The sequence below is a fragment of the Saprospiraceae bacterium genome, assembly GCA_016710235.1.
Taxonomy (GTDB): Bacteria; Bacteroidota; Bacteroidia; order Chitinophagales; family Saprospiraceae; genus Vicinibacter.
This window is the reverse complement of sequence record JADJLG010000001.1, coordinates 788,952-804,833: the sequence shown is the minus strand read 5'-3', so window position 1 is coordinate 804,833 and position 15,882 is coordinate 788,952. Positions and strand designations below refer to the sequence as shown.

13 protein-coding genes are annotated in these 15,882 nt (G+C 38.6%); 5 read left to right on the top strand and 8 right to left on the bottom strand.

Annotation, left to right across the window (positions count from 1 at the left end):
* Nucleotides 1-25 precede the first annotated feature (25 nt).
* Entirely contained in the window at nucleotides 26-808 is a 783-nt protein-coding gene (locus IPI99_03295) for a M15 family metallopeptidase (protein MBK7339537.1), read from the top strand.
* On the top strand, nucleotides 789-1,352 hold the full coding sequence (locus IPI99_03290) for a thioredoxin family protein (GenBank protein ID MBK7339536.1): 564 nt from the start codon (nucleotides 789-791) through the stop codon (nucleotides 1,350-1,352). The genes IPI99_03295 and IPI99_03290 overlap by 20 nt, the downstream gene beginning before the upstream one ends.
* 10 nt (nucleotides 1,353-1,362) lie before the next feature.
* On the opposite strand, the gene IPI99_03285 is transcribed toward IPI99_03290, so the two are convergent.
* Nucleotides 1,363-2,076, bottom strand: coding sequence for a UMP kinase (locus IPI99_03285; protein ID MBK7339535.1), 714 nt, complete (start codon nucleotides 2,074-2,076; stop codon nucleotides 1,363-1,365).
* 660 nt (nucleotides 2,077-2,736) lie between these two features.
* Between IPI99_03285 and IPI99_03280 the strand changes: the two genes are divergently transcribed.
* The 3 genes from IPI99_03280 to IPI99_03270 all read left to right on the top strand — a co-directional run bounded on the left by IPI99_03280 (nucleotide 2,737) and on the right by IPI99_03270 (nucleotide 5,134).
* The gene (locus IPI99_03280; protein MBK7339534.1) at nucleotides 2,737-4,098 is read left to right on the top strand and encodes an FAD-dependent oxidoreductase; all 1,362 of its coding nucleotides are present in this window, start codon (nucleotides 2,737-2,739) and stop codon (nucleotides 4,096-4,098) included.
* 1 nt (nucleotide 4,099) lies between these two features.
* A complete protein-coding gene (locus IPI99_03275) occupies nucleotides 4,100-4,420 on the top strand; it encodes a hypothetical protein (GenBank protein ID MBK7339533.1) in 321 nt (106 codons plus the stop codon).
* Nucleotides 4,421-4,825: 405 nt separating this feature from the next.
* Complete coding sequence (locus IPI99_03270) at nucleotides 4,826-5,134, top strand: hypothetical protein (GenBank protein MBK7339532.1); 309 nt, start codon at nucleotides 4,826-4,828, stop codon at nucleotides 5,132-5,134.
* A gap of 231 nt (nucleotides 5,135-5,365) precedes the next feature.
* On the opposite strand, the gene IPI99_03265 is transcribed toward IPI99_03270, so the two are convergent.
* The 7 genes from IPI99_03265 to IPI99_03235 form a co-directional block, all read right to left on the bottom strand.
* A complete protein-coding gene (locus IPI99_03265; GenBank protein ID MBK7339531.1) occupies nucleotides 5,366-6,202 on the bottom strand; it encodes an elongation factor Ts in 837 nt (278 codons plus the stop codon).
* A 34-nt stretch (nucleotides 6,203-6,236) separates the two neighbouring features.
* Nucleotides 6,237-6,959: a 30S ribosomal protein S2 gene (gene rpsB, locus IPI99_03260; protein MBK7339530.1), complete on the bottom strand. Its 723-nt coding sequence runs from the start codon at nucleotides 6,957-6,959 to the stop codon at nucleotides 6,237-6,239.
* A 42-nt stretch (nucleotides 6,960-7,001) separates the two neighbouring features.
* A complete protein-coding gene (gene rpsI / locus IPI99_03255; protein ID MBK7339529.1) occupies nucleotides 7,002-7,403 on the bottom strand; it encodes a 30S ribosomal protein S9 in 402 nt (133 codons plus the stop codon).
* 8 nt (nucleotides 7,404-7,411) lie between these two features.
* Nucleotides 7,412-7,855: a 50S ribosomal protein L13 gene (gene rplM, locus IPI99_03250; protein ID MBK7339528.1), complete on the bottom strand. Its 444-nt coding sequence runs from the start codon at nucleotides 7,853-7,855 to the stop codon at nucleotides 7,412-7,414.
* A gap of 187 nt (nucleotides 7,856-8,042) precedes the next feature.
* The gene (gene paaZ, locus IPI99_03245; GenBank protein ID MBK7339527.1) at nucleotides 8,043-10,088 is read right to left on the bottom strand and encodes a phenylacetic acid degradation bifunctional protein PaaZ; all 2,046 of its coding nucleotides are present in this window, start codon (nucleotides 10,086-10,088) and stop codon (nucleotides 8,043-8,045) included.
* 164 nt (nucleotides 10,089-10,252) lie between these two features.
* Nucleotides 10,253-15,442: a CHAT domain-containing protein gene (locus tag IPI99_03240; GenBank protein MBK7339526.1), complete on the bottom strand. Its 5,190-nt coding sequence runs from the start codon at nucleotides 15,440-15,442 to the stop codon at nucleotides 10,253-10,255.
* 41 nt (nucleotides 15,443-15,483) lie between these two features.
* Nucleotides 15,484-15,873, bottom strand: a complete 390-nt coding sequence (locus IPI99_03235) for a hypothetical protein (protein ID MBK7339525.1) — start codon at nucleotides 15,871-15,873, stop codon at nucleotides 15,484-15,486.
* Between the last annotated feature and the right edge of the window lie 9 nt (nucleotides 15,874-15,882).

The following is a 15,882-nucleotide window of genomic DNA, read 5'->3' as shown; positions in this document are numbered from 1 at the left end:
CGATTGTTGATAAATAGTATCGTGAATGAATCGGATCGGACGATGGATTACTGCATTAATATTGCTAGTCGGGCTGTGCATGCCAAGTTCCGGATTTGAATTATTGATTATGCAAAAAGAGGTAGATCACCAAATCATTACAGGGCGTTTTGATCCAGCCACAGAAGAGGGATTCGTAGCCATAGATTCAAAATATTCGATTGAGCGGAGATATATGCAGGAAGAAGCTTACAAAGCTTTCGCTATGATGGCTGAAGCTGCAGAAAAAGATAGTATCATCCTGACTATCGTATCCGCTACACGCAATTTTGATAAGCAAAAGGAACTATGGGAGAACAAATGGTATGGACGGACCAAAGTCGAGGATCTCAAACTTACGAGGAGCCATCCAGATCCCATAGATCGGGCATACAAAATTCTGGAATACACTGCGCCTCCAGGTTTTTCCAGGCATCACTGGGGTACCGATATAGATATCAATTCCGTAGAGTCGGAATATTTTGAAACTGATGAAGGAAAAAACGTTTACTTCTGGCTGATCAAGAACGCTGCAAAGTTCGGATTTAGTCAAACTTATTTACCCAAAGGTATTCACACACGGGAACATGGCTTTAATGAAGAGAAATGGCACTGGTCTTATTTACCTTTAGCGATAAAATATTGGGCTCAACTGATAGATTCCTATAAACCTGAAATGTTACATGGTTTCCAAGGTTGCGAATCGGTGAGAAGAATTCCATTGATAGAACATTACATTATTTCTGTAAACCAAGCTTATTTTCACGATTATGTCCCTGACGGATTCTAATATGCTTGCTCTGGGCACGACGGCCCCAACTTTTCATCTGCCCTTTCCAATGGAAGACAATAATGTTTTAGATTTTCCGGAATGTGTGCAAAAAGTGCCAGTGGTAGTGATGTTTATTTGCAACCATTGCCCTTACGTAATTCATGTCATTGAAGAAATCGTTCAAATAGCGCATGAATTTCAGAAAAAGGGCGTAGCATTTATTGGAATCAATTCAAATGATATTGAGTCATATCCGGCAGATTCTCCGGAAAAAATGATTGAATTTACTGCGCACTACCAACTCCCGTTTCCTTATCTGTTCGATGAGACACAGGAAGTTGCTAAAGCATACCAAGCAGCTTGTACTCCTGATATATACGTTTTTGATAGTGACCACAAATTGGTGTATCGAGGCAGATTGGATTCATCTCGTCCGGGTAACGACATTCCGGTTGACGGAAAGGATTTGCGTTTGGCCCTGAATCAACTCTTGGAAAGGAAACAAATCTCGGAAATACAATATCCTAGTGCCGGATGCAATATAAAATGGAAAAAAACCTGAGATTTTCTGTTTAGTTGCTCACTAATGTACCAATCTTTTCGCCTTTCATCAGACGCAACAAATTGTCTGGTTGGTTGACGTCAAATACTACAATCGGCATATTGTTTTCTTGACACATGGTAAATGCCGTCATATCCATCACTTTCAAATTCTTTCGGATGACATCATCAAAACTGAGCTTGTCATAGAGAATGGCATCCTTATTTTTTTCCGGATCTGCAGAATAAATTCCGTTCACTCTTGTCCCTTTCAAAATCACTTCTGCACCAATCTCGCTGGCACGTAGTGAAGCAGCTGAGTCAGTGGTGAAATATGGATTTCCGGTTCCTGCTGAGAAAATGACCACTCGGTTTTTTTCTAGGTGTCGGATACACCTCCTCCTGATATAAGGTTCAGCAATTTGTCTCATCTCAATAGCAGAAATTAGCCTTGTATAGACTCCTTTTGACTCAAGAGCGCTTTGTAAAGCCATGCCGTTGATACAAGTAGCCAACATGCCCATGTAGTCTCCCTGAACCCTCTCCACACCACTGTTGTGATCATCCAGTCCTCTGAATATGTTGCCCCCTCCAATGACTACTGCGATTTGAACACCCTCTGAAGACAAAGAATGAATCTGGTCCGCATAATATCTAAGCATAGTCGGATCAATACCAAACTGTTGAGTACCCATCAGTGACTCGCCACTTAGTTTTAGTAAAATGCGTTTGTAGATGAAAGCCATAATTGGTAAATAGATGGGAATGACATTATTGTCCTGTCTGCAAATCTACATATAAAACAGACGGCAATGTGCCCATACAAGTTTTCTGCTATAGAATACGACAAGCGACTTCAAGCAGGCAGGGCGATTCAAGGAAAAAATATTTTTAAAAATTATTTTGTCAGACCACACCAAAGAACTTGAATCATTCCTTAAAAGACCAATTCCTTGGAGACCAAATTCAATACACAATATGAAAACACAAGATTCAATAGGTCGTTCCAAGCGCCTAATGTCTAAATTGGATCTATTTGGACTCGCACAAACTAGAATTGAAACCGCACGGGAGGCGAGAAGTCTGGAGGTTATCCTGTCCTCTTGACAAGTTATTTTTTGTAGTAGATAAATTATGGATCTTGGAGACATTTTAAGTAAGCCAAACATCCATGCATCAAAATATTTTATTTTAATCTACGCAGGACAATTATACTGAGGTGCTTGCTGTACTATTTTTTTCAGAGAATGACTGATAGGCATGAAAAAATTTGGCAATAAATTAATTTTATATTGTGCATTATAGTGAGCCCAATCAAAAATCTATTTGCTCAGGACCTTCCTGAGAAGTTCATTTATATATCTACATTTGTGCCCTAAAATTGGAATATTTATTTGCCGTTGTTTATGAAAAGAAGGAAGTTTTTAAAGAAGAATGTCACTGGATTACCCGCAATCTTTTTCGCACCATCCCTCTTATTGAATGCTTGCAAAAGCAGTGAAGATTTGATTGTCACAGACAAAACAGTAATTGTTATCGGAGCAGGAATTTCGGGTTTGGCTGCTGCCAAAAAGTTAAAGGAAAGAGGAGTAAACGTCACTGTCTTAGAATCACAGGATAAAGTTGGAGGAAGATTAAGAACTGATAGAAGCCTTGGTATAGCATTTGACGAGGGGGCAAGCTGGATACATGGCATCAATGGCAATCCCATCACCAACCTAGCACAGCAGTCAGGGATGACCACTTTTGAGACCATAGATGAAAGTAGGATAAGCTTTGATCTAGGCGGGTTAAAAAGAAATGCCTCGGAGTATGATGATGTGGAAGAAGAGTATTATCAAATGTTGGAAGATTTGGTAAAAAGCGGAAACACAAATCAAAGTTTTGAAGCTGTATTTCAAAATATTTATCCGGCTCGATATCAAGACAGATTGTGGAAATTTTTCTTGAGCACTTATCTGACATTTGATACTGGTGATCTCGATAAATTATCGTCATTATTATATGATGAAGGAGAAGTGTTTGGAGGTGTAGAAAAAATCTCTACAAATGGTTATGATAGAATTGCTCTTTACTTGGCAAAGGACATCGACCTCAGACTGAATCAAAGAGTGTCCAAAATTGATTACAACAATGGGAAAATTAAGGTAACGCACAATTCAGCAATATCCGAGGCTGATTTTGTGATCGTAACGGTTCCCTTGGGCGTTCTCAAATCAAAATCGATAGAGTTTAATCCCTCTCTTTCTTCTGTCAAGCAAACGGCAATAGATAAGATTGGTATGAATTGCGTCAATAAGTTCTTGCTCACATGGGAACGCACTTTTTGGGACGATGTTCAATACATTTCTTATACACCGGATGTGAGGGACAAATTCAATTATTTTGTCAACGTGAACAAGTTCCATCCCGGTTCACATGCATTGATGACCTTTGCTTATGCTGAATATGGCCGCTTGACCGAGAAGATGACGGATCAGGAGGTGACCTCACAGATTATGACTCATCTTCGCGATATGTATGGTAGTGCAGTACCTGATCCGACTCAAATGTTGCGCACCAAATGGTCAGGCAATCCAAATGCCTGCGGCTCATATTCATACACTGCGGTGGAAACGAAAATGAGTTATTTTGAGGATATGGCTGAAGAAGTTGATGACAAGCTTTTTTTTGCTGGAGAGCATACAGAAGTAGATTATTTCTCGACTGTACATGGAGCTTACCTGAGTGGGATCAGAGAAGCGGACAAAATTATAGCACTACTCTAAGATGGAAGACAAGATACCTTCATTTAGACAACCAATGGTTACTGCCACCGGCATAATCCTGGGATTTTTACTCAATTTTTCTTCCACTTTTGTGAAAACTGAAAGTGAGACTAGCGAGACTATGTCCTATTTTATTGGGCTGTGTATCTTATTGGGTATTTTGAGTTTGATTTACACTTTGTATAGAATGCTTTCTTTAGATTATCCCAAGGACAATTCGGAGCAGTATTACCGTAAGACTTTGGCATTGTTCATTTTTGGGGTAAGTGTTTCTTTTGTGGGGGTGTTAATGGACATGTTTGGACATTTTATGTCTGAATGAGAAGCTAATAATACCAACACTTTATTTAAGTTTAGTGCCGGAAGTTTTTGATGGTGCACAATAGATTGGTTTTCGGGCTGTATAAAGTTGAGAATTAAATAATATATTATAATATTATTTAATATATTAAGAATTTTATTTATATTTGTTCCCCCATTTCGCTATAGTCAAGCGCAACCTTTATTTGTAATCAAATTAAATCAACATATGAAACAAATTCATTTTTTATCTGGACTTGTCCTGCTCATCTCAATAACGCTGAGTTGCAGTAAGGATAGCGACTCCAGTCAAGACTGTTCTAATTTTCCTGTATTGTCTCAAAGTATTACGTTAAATGGGACTTTATCTAAGCTATCGGTAGCACGCTTTTTACTTAACTCATTAGCGGGTTATGATAGATACGCCATGAGTATTTCATGCCTGAGTAGCGATTGTAATAAACAAACTACTTTTAGTCTCAATATCGTCATACCTTCAGGTACCAAGCTTAATGGGACTTATCCTATTTATGACTATGTCTCAGCTGATATTCAAGAATTTAGCGGGTCGTACGTGACACAGGCTGTTAACCCTATAAGCCAAAGTAGCTTAAATTTGGATTCAGGTACCATAAAAGTTGTGGATAAAGGTTCAAAGCTCTATAATTTTGACCTTTCTGCTGCTCTTGAAGGAATCGGTGAAAGGGTTACTTTAAAAGGAGATGTGCAATTTTAAACTGTTGTTTCTTTGAGTTTGTAAATCATTTGATTCGGCATAGAATTTTAGCTACAAAATTTGGCTAAAATAAGAATGCGATAAAAGAGTCTGTACTCTCATCAAAGATTTGACTGCTTAAGGGAAGTAAAATACAAAGTAAAAAAGGGCTAAATTAATTTAGCCCTTTTTTTATTCTGATATAAAAAATTAATCTCTGTTTAAATCAAAACAGCGTGATCTCTACGTTTCTTAACCAAGCATAACATGTTTGAAACCGATAACTGACAAATCCTTGTCCACTGATTTCAAATAGCTTGAGATGGTTTGTCCGCCATCTTTCACAAATTGTTGATTAAGCAAAGTAGATTCTTTGTAGAATTTTTCCAATTTTCCTAAAGCGATTTTTTCAAGCATTGCTTCAGGTTTTCCTTCAGCTCTTGCTTGTTCTTTTCCAATCTCAATTTCTTTTTCAATAGTATGAGCATCAACATCGGATTTATCCAAAGCTACGGGTTTCATAGCAGCTACCTGCATGGCAACGTCTTTTCCTGCGCTGGAAAATTGATCTCCTGATTTATTCAAGCCAACCAGAACTCCAGCTTTATTGCCCATATGGATGTAGTATTCTACTTGCGGCGCTTCAATTCGCTCGTAATTGGTCAACTCAATTTTCTCACCGATGGCAGCTACAAGATCAGTAACTTTTTCTCCTATGCTTGTATTCCCTTCGTAAGATAAATTAAGTAGTGCTTCTAAATTTGCCGGAAAATGATTTAGTGCAATTGAAGCAATTTTTTTTGTAGTATTGATAAAGTCTTCATTTTTTGAAACAAAGTCTGTCTCTGAGGCCAACTTCACGACAATACCTTTGGTTTTGTCATCACTTACCATAGCGATTACTACACCTTCTTTGGCATCGCGCTCTGCTCTTTTCACAGAGAGTTTTTGTCCTTTTTTGCGCAATACTTCTATTGCTTTTTCAAAGTCGCCTTCTGCTTCGGCTAGAGCTGCTTTGCAGTCCATCATACCTGCGCCTGTAGCATCGCGCAGATTTTTTACATCACTTGCAGAAATTACGTAACTCATTTTATTAGTTTTAGATCAGTGTAAAATAATTTGTTTAAGCTTGCTCTGCTTCTTTGTTAGCCATTTCTTCACTCTTCTCTGAAAGTCCGGATTTGATTGCTTCAGTCATGTACTTTGTAATCAAAGCAATGGATTTGGAAGAGTCATCATTAGCAGGGATAGGAAAATCCACTTTGTTAGGATCAGAGTTAGTATCTACCATAGCAAAGGTGCGAATTCCTAGCTTTTGGGCTTCCTCAAGAGCGAGATGTTCATGAAGGATATCTACGATAAAAACTGCTGCCGGCAATCTGTTCAAATTAGCCACACCACCGAGTACACGCTCCATTTTGTTGCGCTCACGAGTAAGCGTCAATCTTTCTTTCTTCGTGATATTGGTAATGTTGGCATCAGTCAACATTCTGTCAATATTGTTCAACTTTTTGACAGACTTTCGGATCGTAGAAAAGTTGGTCATCATTCCTCCCAACCACCTATCTACGACATAAGGCATATTTACACTGGTTGCTGCTTGCGAAACAATGTCTCGAGCTTGTTTCTTTGTAGCAACAAACATGATTTTCTTACCGGACTTTGCTATTTGCTTCATCGCAAGAGCAGCTTTTTCTACACAGTCTGAAGTCCTGTTTAGGTCGATAAGATGTACACCTTTATGCTCCTTAAAAATGTAAGGACGCATTTTGGGATTCCACTTTTTGCGCAGATGACCAAAGTGTACACCCGCTTCCAACATTTGATTATATGTAGGTTTTTCCATTTTTCAAATTTGATAATACAATGAATAAAATAATGTACCGGATTAACGCTTGCTGAACTGAGAACTTCTTCTCGCTTTGCGCAAACCGAATTTTTTCCGCTCCACCTCTCTGGCATCTCTGGTAAGGAATTTCTTGTCTTTCAATGGCTTGCGGTTATCAATATTGACTTTGCAAAGTGCTCTTGAAATAGCCATTCGCAATGCTTCAGCCTGTCCTTTTAGTCCACCTCCATTGAGTGTAGCGTGAATACTGTAATCTACAGTAGAATCCACCTCTTTGGCGGTTTGGATCGGATCCAATACTTTCTGAGCGATGTCTTTGATCGGGAAGTATTCGTCAAGAGTCCTTCCGTTTATTTTGATCTCTACAGCTCCGCTGGCTTTCTTGAGATAAACTCTGGCGATCGCTGCTTTACGTCTTCCGACTGCATTAATGATTTCCATAGATCGATTTAAAATTTGATGGTTTCAGGTTTTTGAGCAGCATGTTGATGCTCTGGTCCTGCGTAAACGAATAATTTTCTGTACATGGCGTCACCCAATTTATTCTTCGGTAACATCTTCTTGATCGCATTTTCTACGACTCTTGTAGGAAATTTCTGCATGACTTCTCTAGGAGTAGCCAATTTTTGACCGCCAGGATATCCACTATAAGTAGAGTAAATCTTATCAGTCATTTTTTTGCCTGTAAATCTAACCTTGTCAGCATTGATGACGATCACGTAGTCCCCACAATCCACATGAGGGGTGTAGCTCACTTTATGCTTTCCTCTCAGTATATGAGCAATCTTCGAACTCATACGACCTACAACCTCACCTTCTGCATCGACTACATACCATTTGCGCACTATATCCTCTTTGCGCGCATGTACGGTTTTGTAACTTAATGTATTCACGATTTAATTTTTTGATTGAACGATAGCTTTTTCAAAAGCGGACGCAAATGTAATTCAGAGGGATCACATTTTCCAAATTATTTTAGAAAAAAATTTTATAACTCATTGAAAAAGAGCCCAATTTTGGCACAATTGTGAAAATGAACGACTTAAAGGCCTTTTCTTCCACTCACTTAAAGTGCAGAATTCAAATTGCCTTGCGTTTCACCATAGTCAAGATAGTTGCTAAAGCCACCATTTCTCCGGCTTCGTCGCTTACCTCAACCAACCATCTTACAATTCCTTTTGGGATGTCATCATCGTTTTTCTTTTCCTGGGCGGTTTTCTCTTTGACCGTCAATCTTACTCCTATGGTCATGCCCGGGTAAACCGGTTTTGTGAATCGGCATTCGTCCAAGCCGTAATTGAGCAAAACAGGACCTTTTCTGGCATCGACAAATAGCCCCGCTGCCTTAGACAATATATAATATCCGTGAGCAACCCTGCCAGTAAAAATGGTTCCGTCTAAACTGGTCACATCCGTGTGAGCATAAAAATGATCACCGCTGATGTTTGCAAAATTGACAATGTCCGCTTCAGTTACAGTGTGTTTTGCAGTGAGCATAGAATCTCCAATATTCAATTCGTCAAAATACATCTGAAAGAGGTGCTTGTCATATTCACTCGTTTTTGCACCTGCTTGGTACACCTGAGTGATCTCTGACAACATGGATGGAGATCCCTGAATCGCAGTACGTTGCATATAGTGTTTTACACCTCGCAGACCTCCCATTTCTTCGCCTCCACCAGCTCGCCCCGGACCTCCATGTACAAGTAATGGCATAGGCGAACCATGCCCGGTACTTTCTTTAGCATAGCTGGCATTTAATACAAGGATTCTACCGTGATATGCTGCTGCTCCGAGAACATACCGTTTGGCAATTTGCGGATCTGATGTAATCACAGAGCTTACAAGGGATCCTTTCCCAAGTTTTGATATCTTCACGGCGTCATGAATATCACTATATGGCATAATGGTACTCACAGGACCGAAAGCTTCAATTTCATGAGACTCCAAATGGATATGTGGTTTTTCATTGAGCAGCAATACGGGAGACATGAAGGCACCTTTTGAATGTTCTGCTCCCAAAATTGGAGTATTTGCTCCCTTATCATATATCACGGACGATCCTCGTTTTAATTTTTCCAATTGGTCCATTACCTCTTTGAGTTGGGTTTTTCCTGCCAATGCGCCCATCCTGACTTCTGCCTGAACTGGATTGCCTATCGGCGTCTGATCCAATCGTTTCTCAAGTGCAGCGTGTACCGGCCCAACCATTTGCTCAGGTACGATTATTCTTCTGATTGCGGTGCACTTTTGGCCGCATTTGGCAGTCATTTCACGATGTACCTCTTTGATAAAAACATCAAAATCCGGGCTGGCTTGCTGGACATCCTCACCCAATATACAGCAATTCAATGAGTCTGCCTCCATGTTAAATGGAACAGCTTCAGCCAAAATTCTGGGATGCGATTTGAGCTTTCTTCCTGTGGATGCTGATCCAGTGAACGTCACCACATCCTGTGATTCCACATGATCCAAAATATTGTGTGCTGAGCCACAGATAAGCTGGAGCGAACCTTCCGGTAGAATACCAGAAGCCACAATATCTCTTACCATAGCTTCAGTAAGAAAGCTAGAAATGGTGGCAGGCTTTACAATGGCGGGCATTCCTGCGAGGAGATTTACAGATATTTTTTCAAGCATTCCCCATATCGGAAAATTGAAAGCATTGATATGTATGGCCACTCCTTCTTTTGGTACCATAATATGGTGACCGGCGAAATTTCCCGATTTGCTCAATCCGGCCAGCTCACCATCCACAAAAAAACTTTGATCGGGAAACTTGCGTCTTAAGCTCGCATAGGCAAACAAAGTACCTATACCACCGTCGATATCAATCCAACTATCTGATTTTGTAGCTCCAGTCCGATAGGATATTGGATAATATTTTTCTTTTATTTCCGTAAGTTTGAGAGCCAGTGCTTTCAACATCAATCCGCGCTCTTGAAACGTCATCTCGCGAAGCGCAGGACCGCCAACGCTTCTCGCGAAATCAAACATTCCTGAAAGATCTAGTCCTTCGCTTCCCGCGATTCCGACGATGCTCCCGTCGACAGCATCGAACAATTTCTGGCCTTCACCAATCCCTGATACCCATTGACCTTTTGCATAATTCTGAAGCTGTAACATATTGAGTTGATTTAGATGCAAAATTACTCCATCCCATCTTTCAGTCTGCATATTGCCAGGATTTTTGTTGATCTACAAAAATTCTTAAAAACAGTATTTGTCTTTGAATCAGGTGTTAACTAAAAATATTCGGAACTATATCATCTAACCTGCAAAATTTAGGTCTAGTCTAATTTTTTGATTTTTTCCAACACCCATTGAAGAGCTTCTATTTTTTGTTTGACCTGGATACCTTGATGGATTAAATGATTGGAAGCTATAATCAAATATTCCAAATGGTTGAGATGGGAAGATTTCTCATAAAATGTACCGGATGTTTTCCAGGCCGATATGAAATTCTCTAATAACTTTACCTTCAGTTTTTGAATAGATGATTGCTTCGTGGAAAGAAGTAATTCAATTTCAAGAGGGAAAGAGCTAACAATTTTACTCCACAAATTTGATGATTCATCTTGCTCTTTCATACTGTAAGCAAGAGCTTTTTTTGACATCATGCCTGTATCTTCAGGTAATTTTTGATCAAGAAAAACAACCGTAATCAGATAATTGAAATATGGATAATAATTTACTTCTCCAGTTTTTTTGAACATTAGCATAAAGGCTCCATAATAATGTTTCTTCACCAGTTCTAGCAAATCCCGGCTTGGTCTATAAATGAACATTCGTTTATATATTCCCGATATCAGGCATTGTCTGTTGACCGTGTTTGCCTCTTTCGCCAATCCAATCAGCTTATCCAAAAATGGTCTGCATGCTTGGATAAATTCTTTTTTATTTTTATACGGCTTTTGATTTTCCAGATGCTCAATGCTCAACAAATAATACTTCTCTACACTTTTTAAACTGTAATCGGCATCCTCACTTAAAAATACTTGTTCATAAGCACGAAGGCAATTTTCCAGATCACCTATAGAGCTATACAATTCGGCAATCAGTTCAAGTACTCTCGGGTGATTTTGTAGAAATTCAGGAATTTGCGTCAGATCTTCTTTGATTTGGAGCTTGAATGAATCAGAAATCATTTTTCCGGATCTGATATTACCGGTGAGTGACAAAACGTATGAAACTGCTTCATCTACATCAAGAATTAAAACCTTTTTATGGCTTGGATTCTGTTTAGTTTTCAATGCGAAATAAGGATCACCATAACATTGATATGCTCCCCAGGTATTTGTAGTGGGATGCCTATCGTAGCAAACCCTGCGAGCTTGTTTTACTGCGTCTCCGAACGTGTTGCCCGAAATGAATGATTGATAAAATTCTTGTGAAAAACTTGACGAAGCATTGTCATTAACCTCCCAGCCTGCTACGATCACACCCTTAGCTCCCATATTGATAAAATGGCAACCTAAGCTTGCTGCGACCTCATATTTGGCTTGGAGCTGGATTTCCTCCTCGGCATAAATTTTACCGAGCTCACAACAATTAATAAAAACAAGTTGAGGTACTTGTTTCATCTGGCTGATCACAGCTGTAGTTAGGATTTCATTTTGACCGATGATGATACCGGTTTTACCTGTTTTTTCTTCAGAATAAATTCCATGTGCTGCAATGTGCAATATTTGGTATGAGCCACTTATAATTTCAGGAAGGATTTCATCGTGTTTTTTATGGATTAATTTCGTTATGGTATAATCATTTTGACCGAGAAGCTGCATGATGGATTCGGCCTCACTGTATGAATGATCTAATGATTGGTATTTTCCATTCGTGTCGGGATCAGCTATAATCAATGCGTAATTACCTTCTTCATACTTGATCTGCGTCTTATAGTTTGAGGTAGTCAATTGACGTAACATTCCTGAATTATAGATTATTGGAAGAATTTCTTCTCTCGATGGCTTTATCAGTAATTCCCAAGGGATTCTTGCCGAGTATTTGTCTACGATAAGGATTAAATTTCTCTCATCCGATAAATACGTTTTAAAATCGGTAGGAATCAACAATTGAAAAAGTGTACTGCATAGTTTTTGGTCAAAGTAGTTTTCTATGGCAGTTATCTTTATTAAAGATTCAACTATGTCAAGATCTGCTGGTATGACTTTTTCTTCTGCATAGGATTTGTCCGTGATTGAAGTGAATACCAAAGGTGCAATATTGCCAAGATTTTTTTCCTGCAACTGGTTTTGCTGAGATATTTTGATGCGATGCCACCAATCTGGATTAAATTCATTGGGTACTTCATTTCGAGCGCCGCTCACTTTTTTAATTTGATTATTATAATCTAGGTGTTGGAAAGATTTTTCATACCTGATTTTGTGTATTAGTCTGCCGGCTTGGATGACCTTGTGCCGGTGAATTTCGATGATTTCTATTTCATTTATACTTGGAAGATGGTGAATGCCGGATTGTTGATTTTGCTCTTGAATTTTAGTATTTACATCAGTCACTGCAGTAAATAGAGCACGTAAAAATGATTGTATACTCAATCCACCATATCCAGTACAGATCATTACTGTACTCAGTTTGCAGGTTGTAGCATTAAATTTTTCTCTGCTTTTAAAACAGTACTCTATAAGGGCAAAATGGATGCTCTCCCTTAAGGTAAATTCATTCAGTGTTCCAAAATTTCCTAAGCCTATAACCAATCCACCTAAGAGACTGGATTGATTGTTGAATAATATTATACTTTCTCCTACCTCTTCTGCATAATTACCGATTGAATAGTATTGGGTTAATTGTCCATTGAGTTGTCCGTCAAGTACTTTTTCAGCTTGCAATATGCTGTCGCCCTTAAAATGGCCTACCATCACCGGATGCCTTGCATGAATTAAATTTCCATGTGTAAGTGTGATGTTTATCTTTTGTAGTGGATTTTCCATTCTGGCTGATAGCCCTGCATCTTTAACTCTTGAGTTGTATTCATCTTCAGGGTAAGCAATTATCCTTTCTGTTGCATCGATTTTTTGAAGTTCGGTAGTTCTTGTTGTGCCTGAATTGAAAGCTGTGGTGCTCAGTTTGTTGGTTTTACCATTGACTAGAATTTCCGAAACAGCCTCAAAAATTTTATGGTCACTCGGGATCATCATATGTGATGAGAAACAGAAGTAAGCTCTGTCATCTCTAATCATTTCTAAAGGGATATTTTCCCATAATGAGCGTCCGTCTCCATTGGAGTTTATTTTTAGAATGACTTTTTTATTTTCTAAGATCATTCCGGATAATGTTTGCTTAGCACTTCCGGCTATATAAAATAAATTCTTTTGGGTCCAATCGATTTTTTTTAGTTCACTATATAAGTTATGATTTAGCTTTATTAAATTTTTAGCTGGAGGGTTTACATTTAATCCTGAATTCCAAATATTTTTGTCTATTCGGTTGATAGCATCTTCAGGTAGTAATTGAATAATTCCCGGAAAACTACTGAACAGATCTGAAATTTGCTCACTTTGATTGTAAATATCCTTCTGGCAAATTTCACTTGTAATTGTGTCTTTGCAGTTCAGAATTTGAAAAGTAGAATACATGCCTTTGAATGCCGTACCCATGAAGATCGCCTTATTTTTTTTGGAGCTGAGAACATGTTTTTGTGAAGGTGGGTGGATACTCATCGAGGTGGCGAGCAGAAGACCCCCTGTAGAATGGGCAATTATATGACATTGTGGGTGATTATTGTTGACGCTGTGAATGTATTTGTTGAATTTATAAGCTTCGTCCAAAATGTCATTTCTCCAATCATAAGCATACGTAAAGACATGGTATTGTTTTGATATTAAAAATTGAATGATATCGTAGTAGTACATAGCTTGGACACCATCTACCTCGACATTTTTGTCTAGGCCAAGTTGCAGTATTTTTCCTTTGCCGATGCTGACCGGATCTCGCCAGATACTTTGACCATTAATTCTTAAATTACTTGACAATAATCCGGGCAAGAGAACAACCGCAGGGCGATTTGATTTTTTAGAAGTCCTTGTTACAGAAGTGGGCAGATCAATCTTTGAATTGATTTCAAGAGATTTGAATCCGTGATTTTCAGAATCATTTTCAAGAGCTCCAATGATAGCTTTACAGCTGGATTGATTCCTAAAATATTCAAAATGGCTAACCTCTCCATCATGTAGCCAGAATTGAGAGCTTTTCAGGCGTAGGGTTCCTTTAGTGGTGGAAGAACATTGCACGACCAAATCATTCGCCTCTGAAAAGTAAATATCCACAAAAAAGTTGCGGATCATTTTAAAAATGTTTCTTGTGCTGGCATCTCCTGTGATCGTGAAGAGCTGCTGATTGAGCTTCTTGTCAGGAAGGTTCAGCAATCTCAATATTGGTGATTCAGGAATCATAGCGGCTAATCCAGGTAGAGTCTCCGCTTGAGTTCTCTCATGCACAAGGGCTTTGGTGAAATCTGAGATTAATGAAAGGCCCACACTGCCGGAGATGCTTGGTATTAATTTTAGTCCGTTGAAAAATAAATTGACCCAACAGTCCAGTCTGGAACCAAGAAGGATGGTACCGTTAGCGGGACATGCTACTCTAATAAATTTGTCTATTTTTATTTTCTTTTCTTGAAGAACTGATTCCAGTTTTTCAATCATGTTCAGGTCATCTTGAAAATCCTTTGAAATTTTCTTTTTCTGTATATCCTGAGAGAAAAATTTTCCTCCTTCCATTCGCGATAGAATTTCTCCAATGATTCCACCTCTTGAGTGTGAGATGACATCAATTTGAATTTCAGATGGCAAACTTTGGATAAGTTTCAAAGTATTTTCCCAAGGGCTTTCAGTTAGGGTTCTATGCTCAAAGGCCAATATTCTTTTTGGATACGCGGCCAGCAGTTTTTTCCAGAGGTCCGGATTTTCTGTACTTAAATATTTAAATGATCCTTTAGTAGACGAGGCAGTGCCATGAATGAATAGTAAATATTTTTGATCTGACCACTGAGAAGGTAACCGTCCGAATTCAAAATTGTCATTGATTGTGTGTAAGCCCAGATCCAAATTTTCTATTTTAGAAGCAATTTGGACGACCACATTTTTTGCAGCCCATTCCTTCCAGTGCGTGATTTTCCTGATTTCAGAAAGTACATTTTTTGTTCTATTGTCTGAGCCTGAATCAATACCAGGTTCGATTACTATAATATTTGAACTATCATTTGAGCTTGATCTGGTACCCCGTCTAATTGACCTGTATTTGATGTAATCCTCTGGTCTAAAGAAGATCTCATGCTCTTTTTCGGTAACTATTCCTATGACATCATTCTCATCTGCAACAAATTCTAACTCTTGGCCGCCCGATCTCGTTCTTGAAATCAAAAATTGATCAACGGCTACATCTACACCTTGGGTTAATTCCGATTCTCCTGTGAACAAATCTTCCTTTGTGCCATATATTTTGAATGTATAGGTTTTTGCCATTGGATATTGATTTTGTTAGAAAACGAATCAAGTCATATTTCTTAGCTTATTCTTTTTACTGTGATTTCTATTACGCCTTTATTGTTTGAATATGCAGCTTTTGACTTTACATCATTTACAAAAAAGCATAACTCTTCAGTATAACCGCACTGGTGTACAACAATCTGAGATCCAATTGGAAAAATTTCCAGGTCACCCTGACCCACAGACCCCATCAGCAGAAAACATTTTTTATTTTTGACTCTGTTTTTCAAAAACCAGTTGATGGGATTGTTAAATCCGTCTAATTCAGTATTTACAAACCAATCTTTTAGTTTGTGTATTATTCTTCCCGAAATTTCATACGATTCCTGAGGCTCAACTTTGATACCGGATCTAAAACATGGATTGCAGCTTTCAAAACTGAATTTTAGTATTTCCTGTGGTAACATGCAGTTATT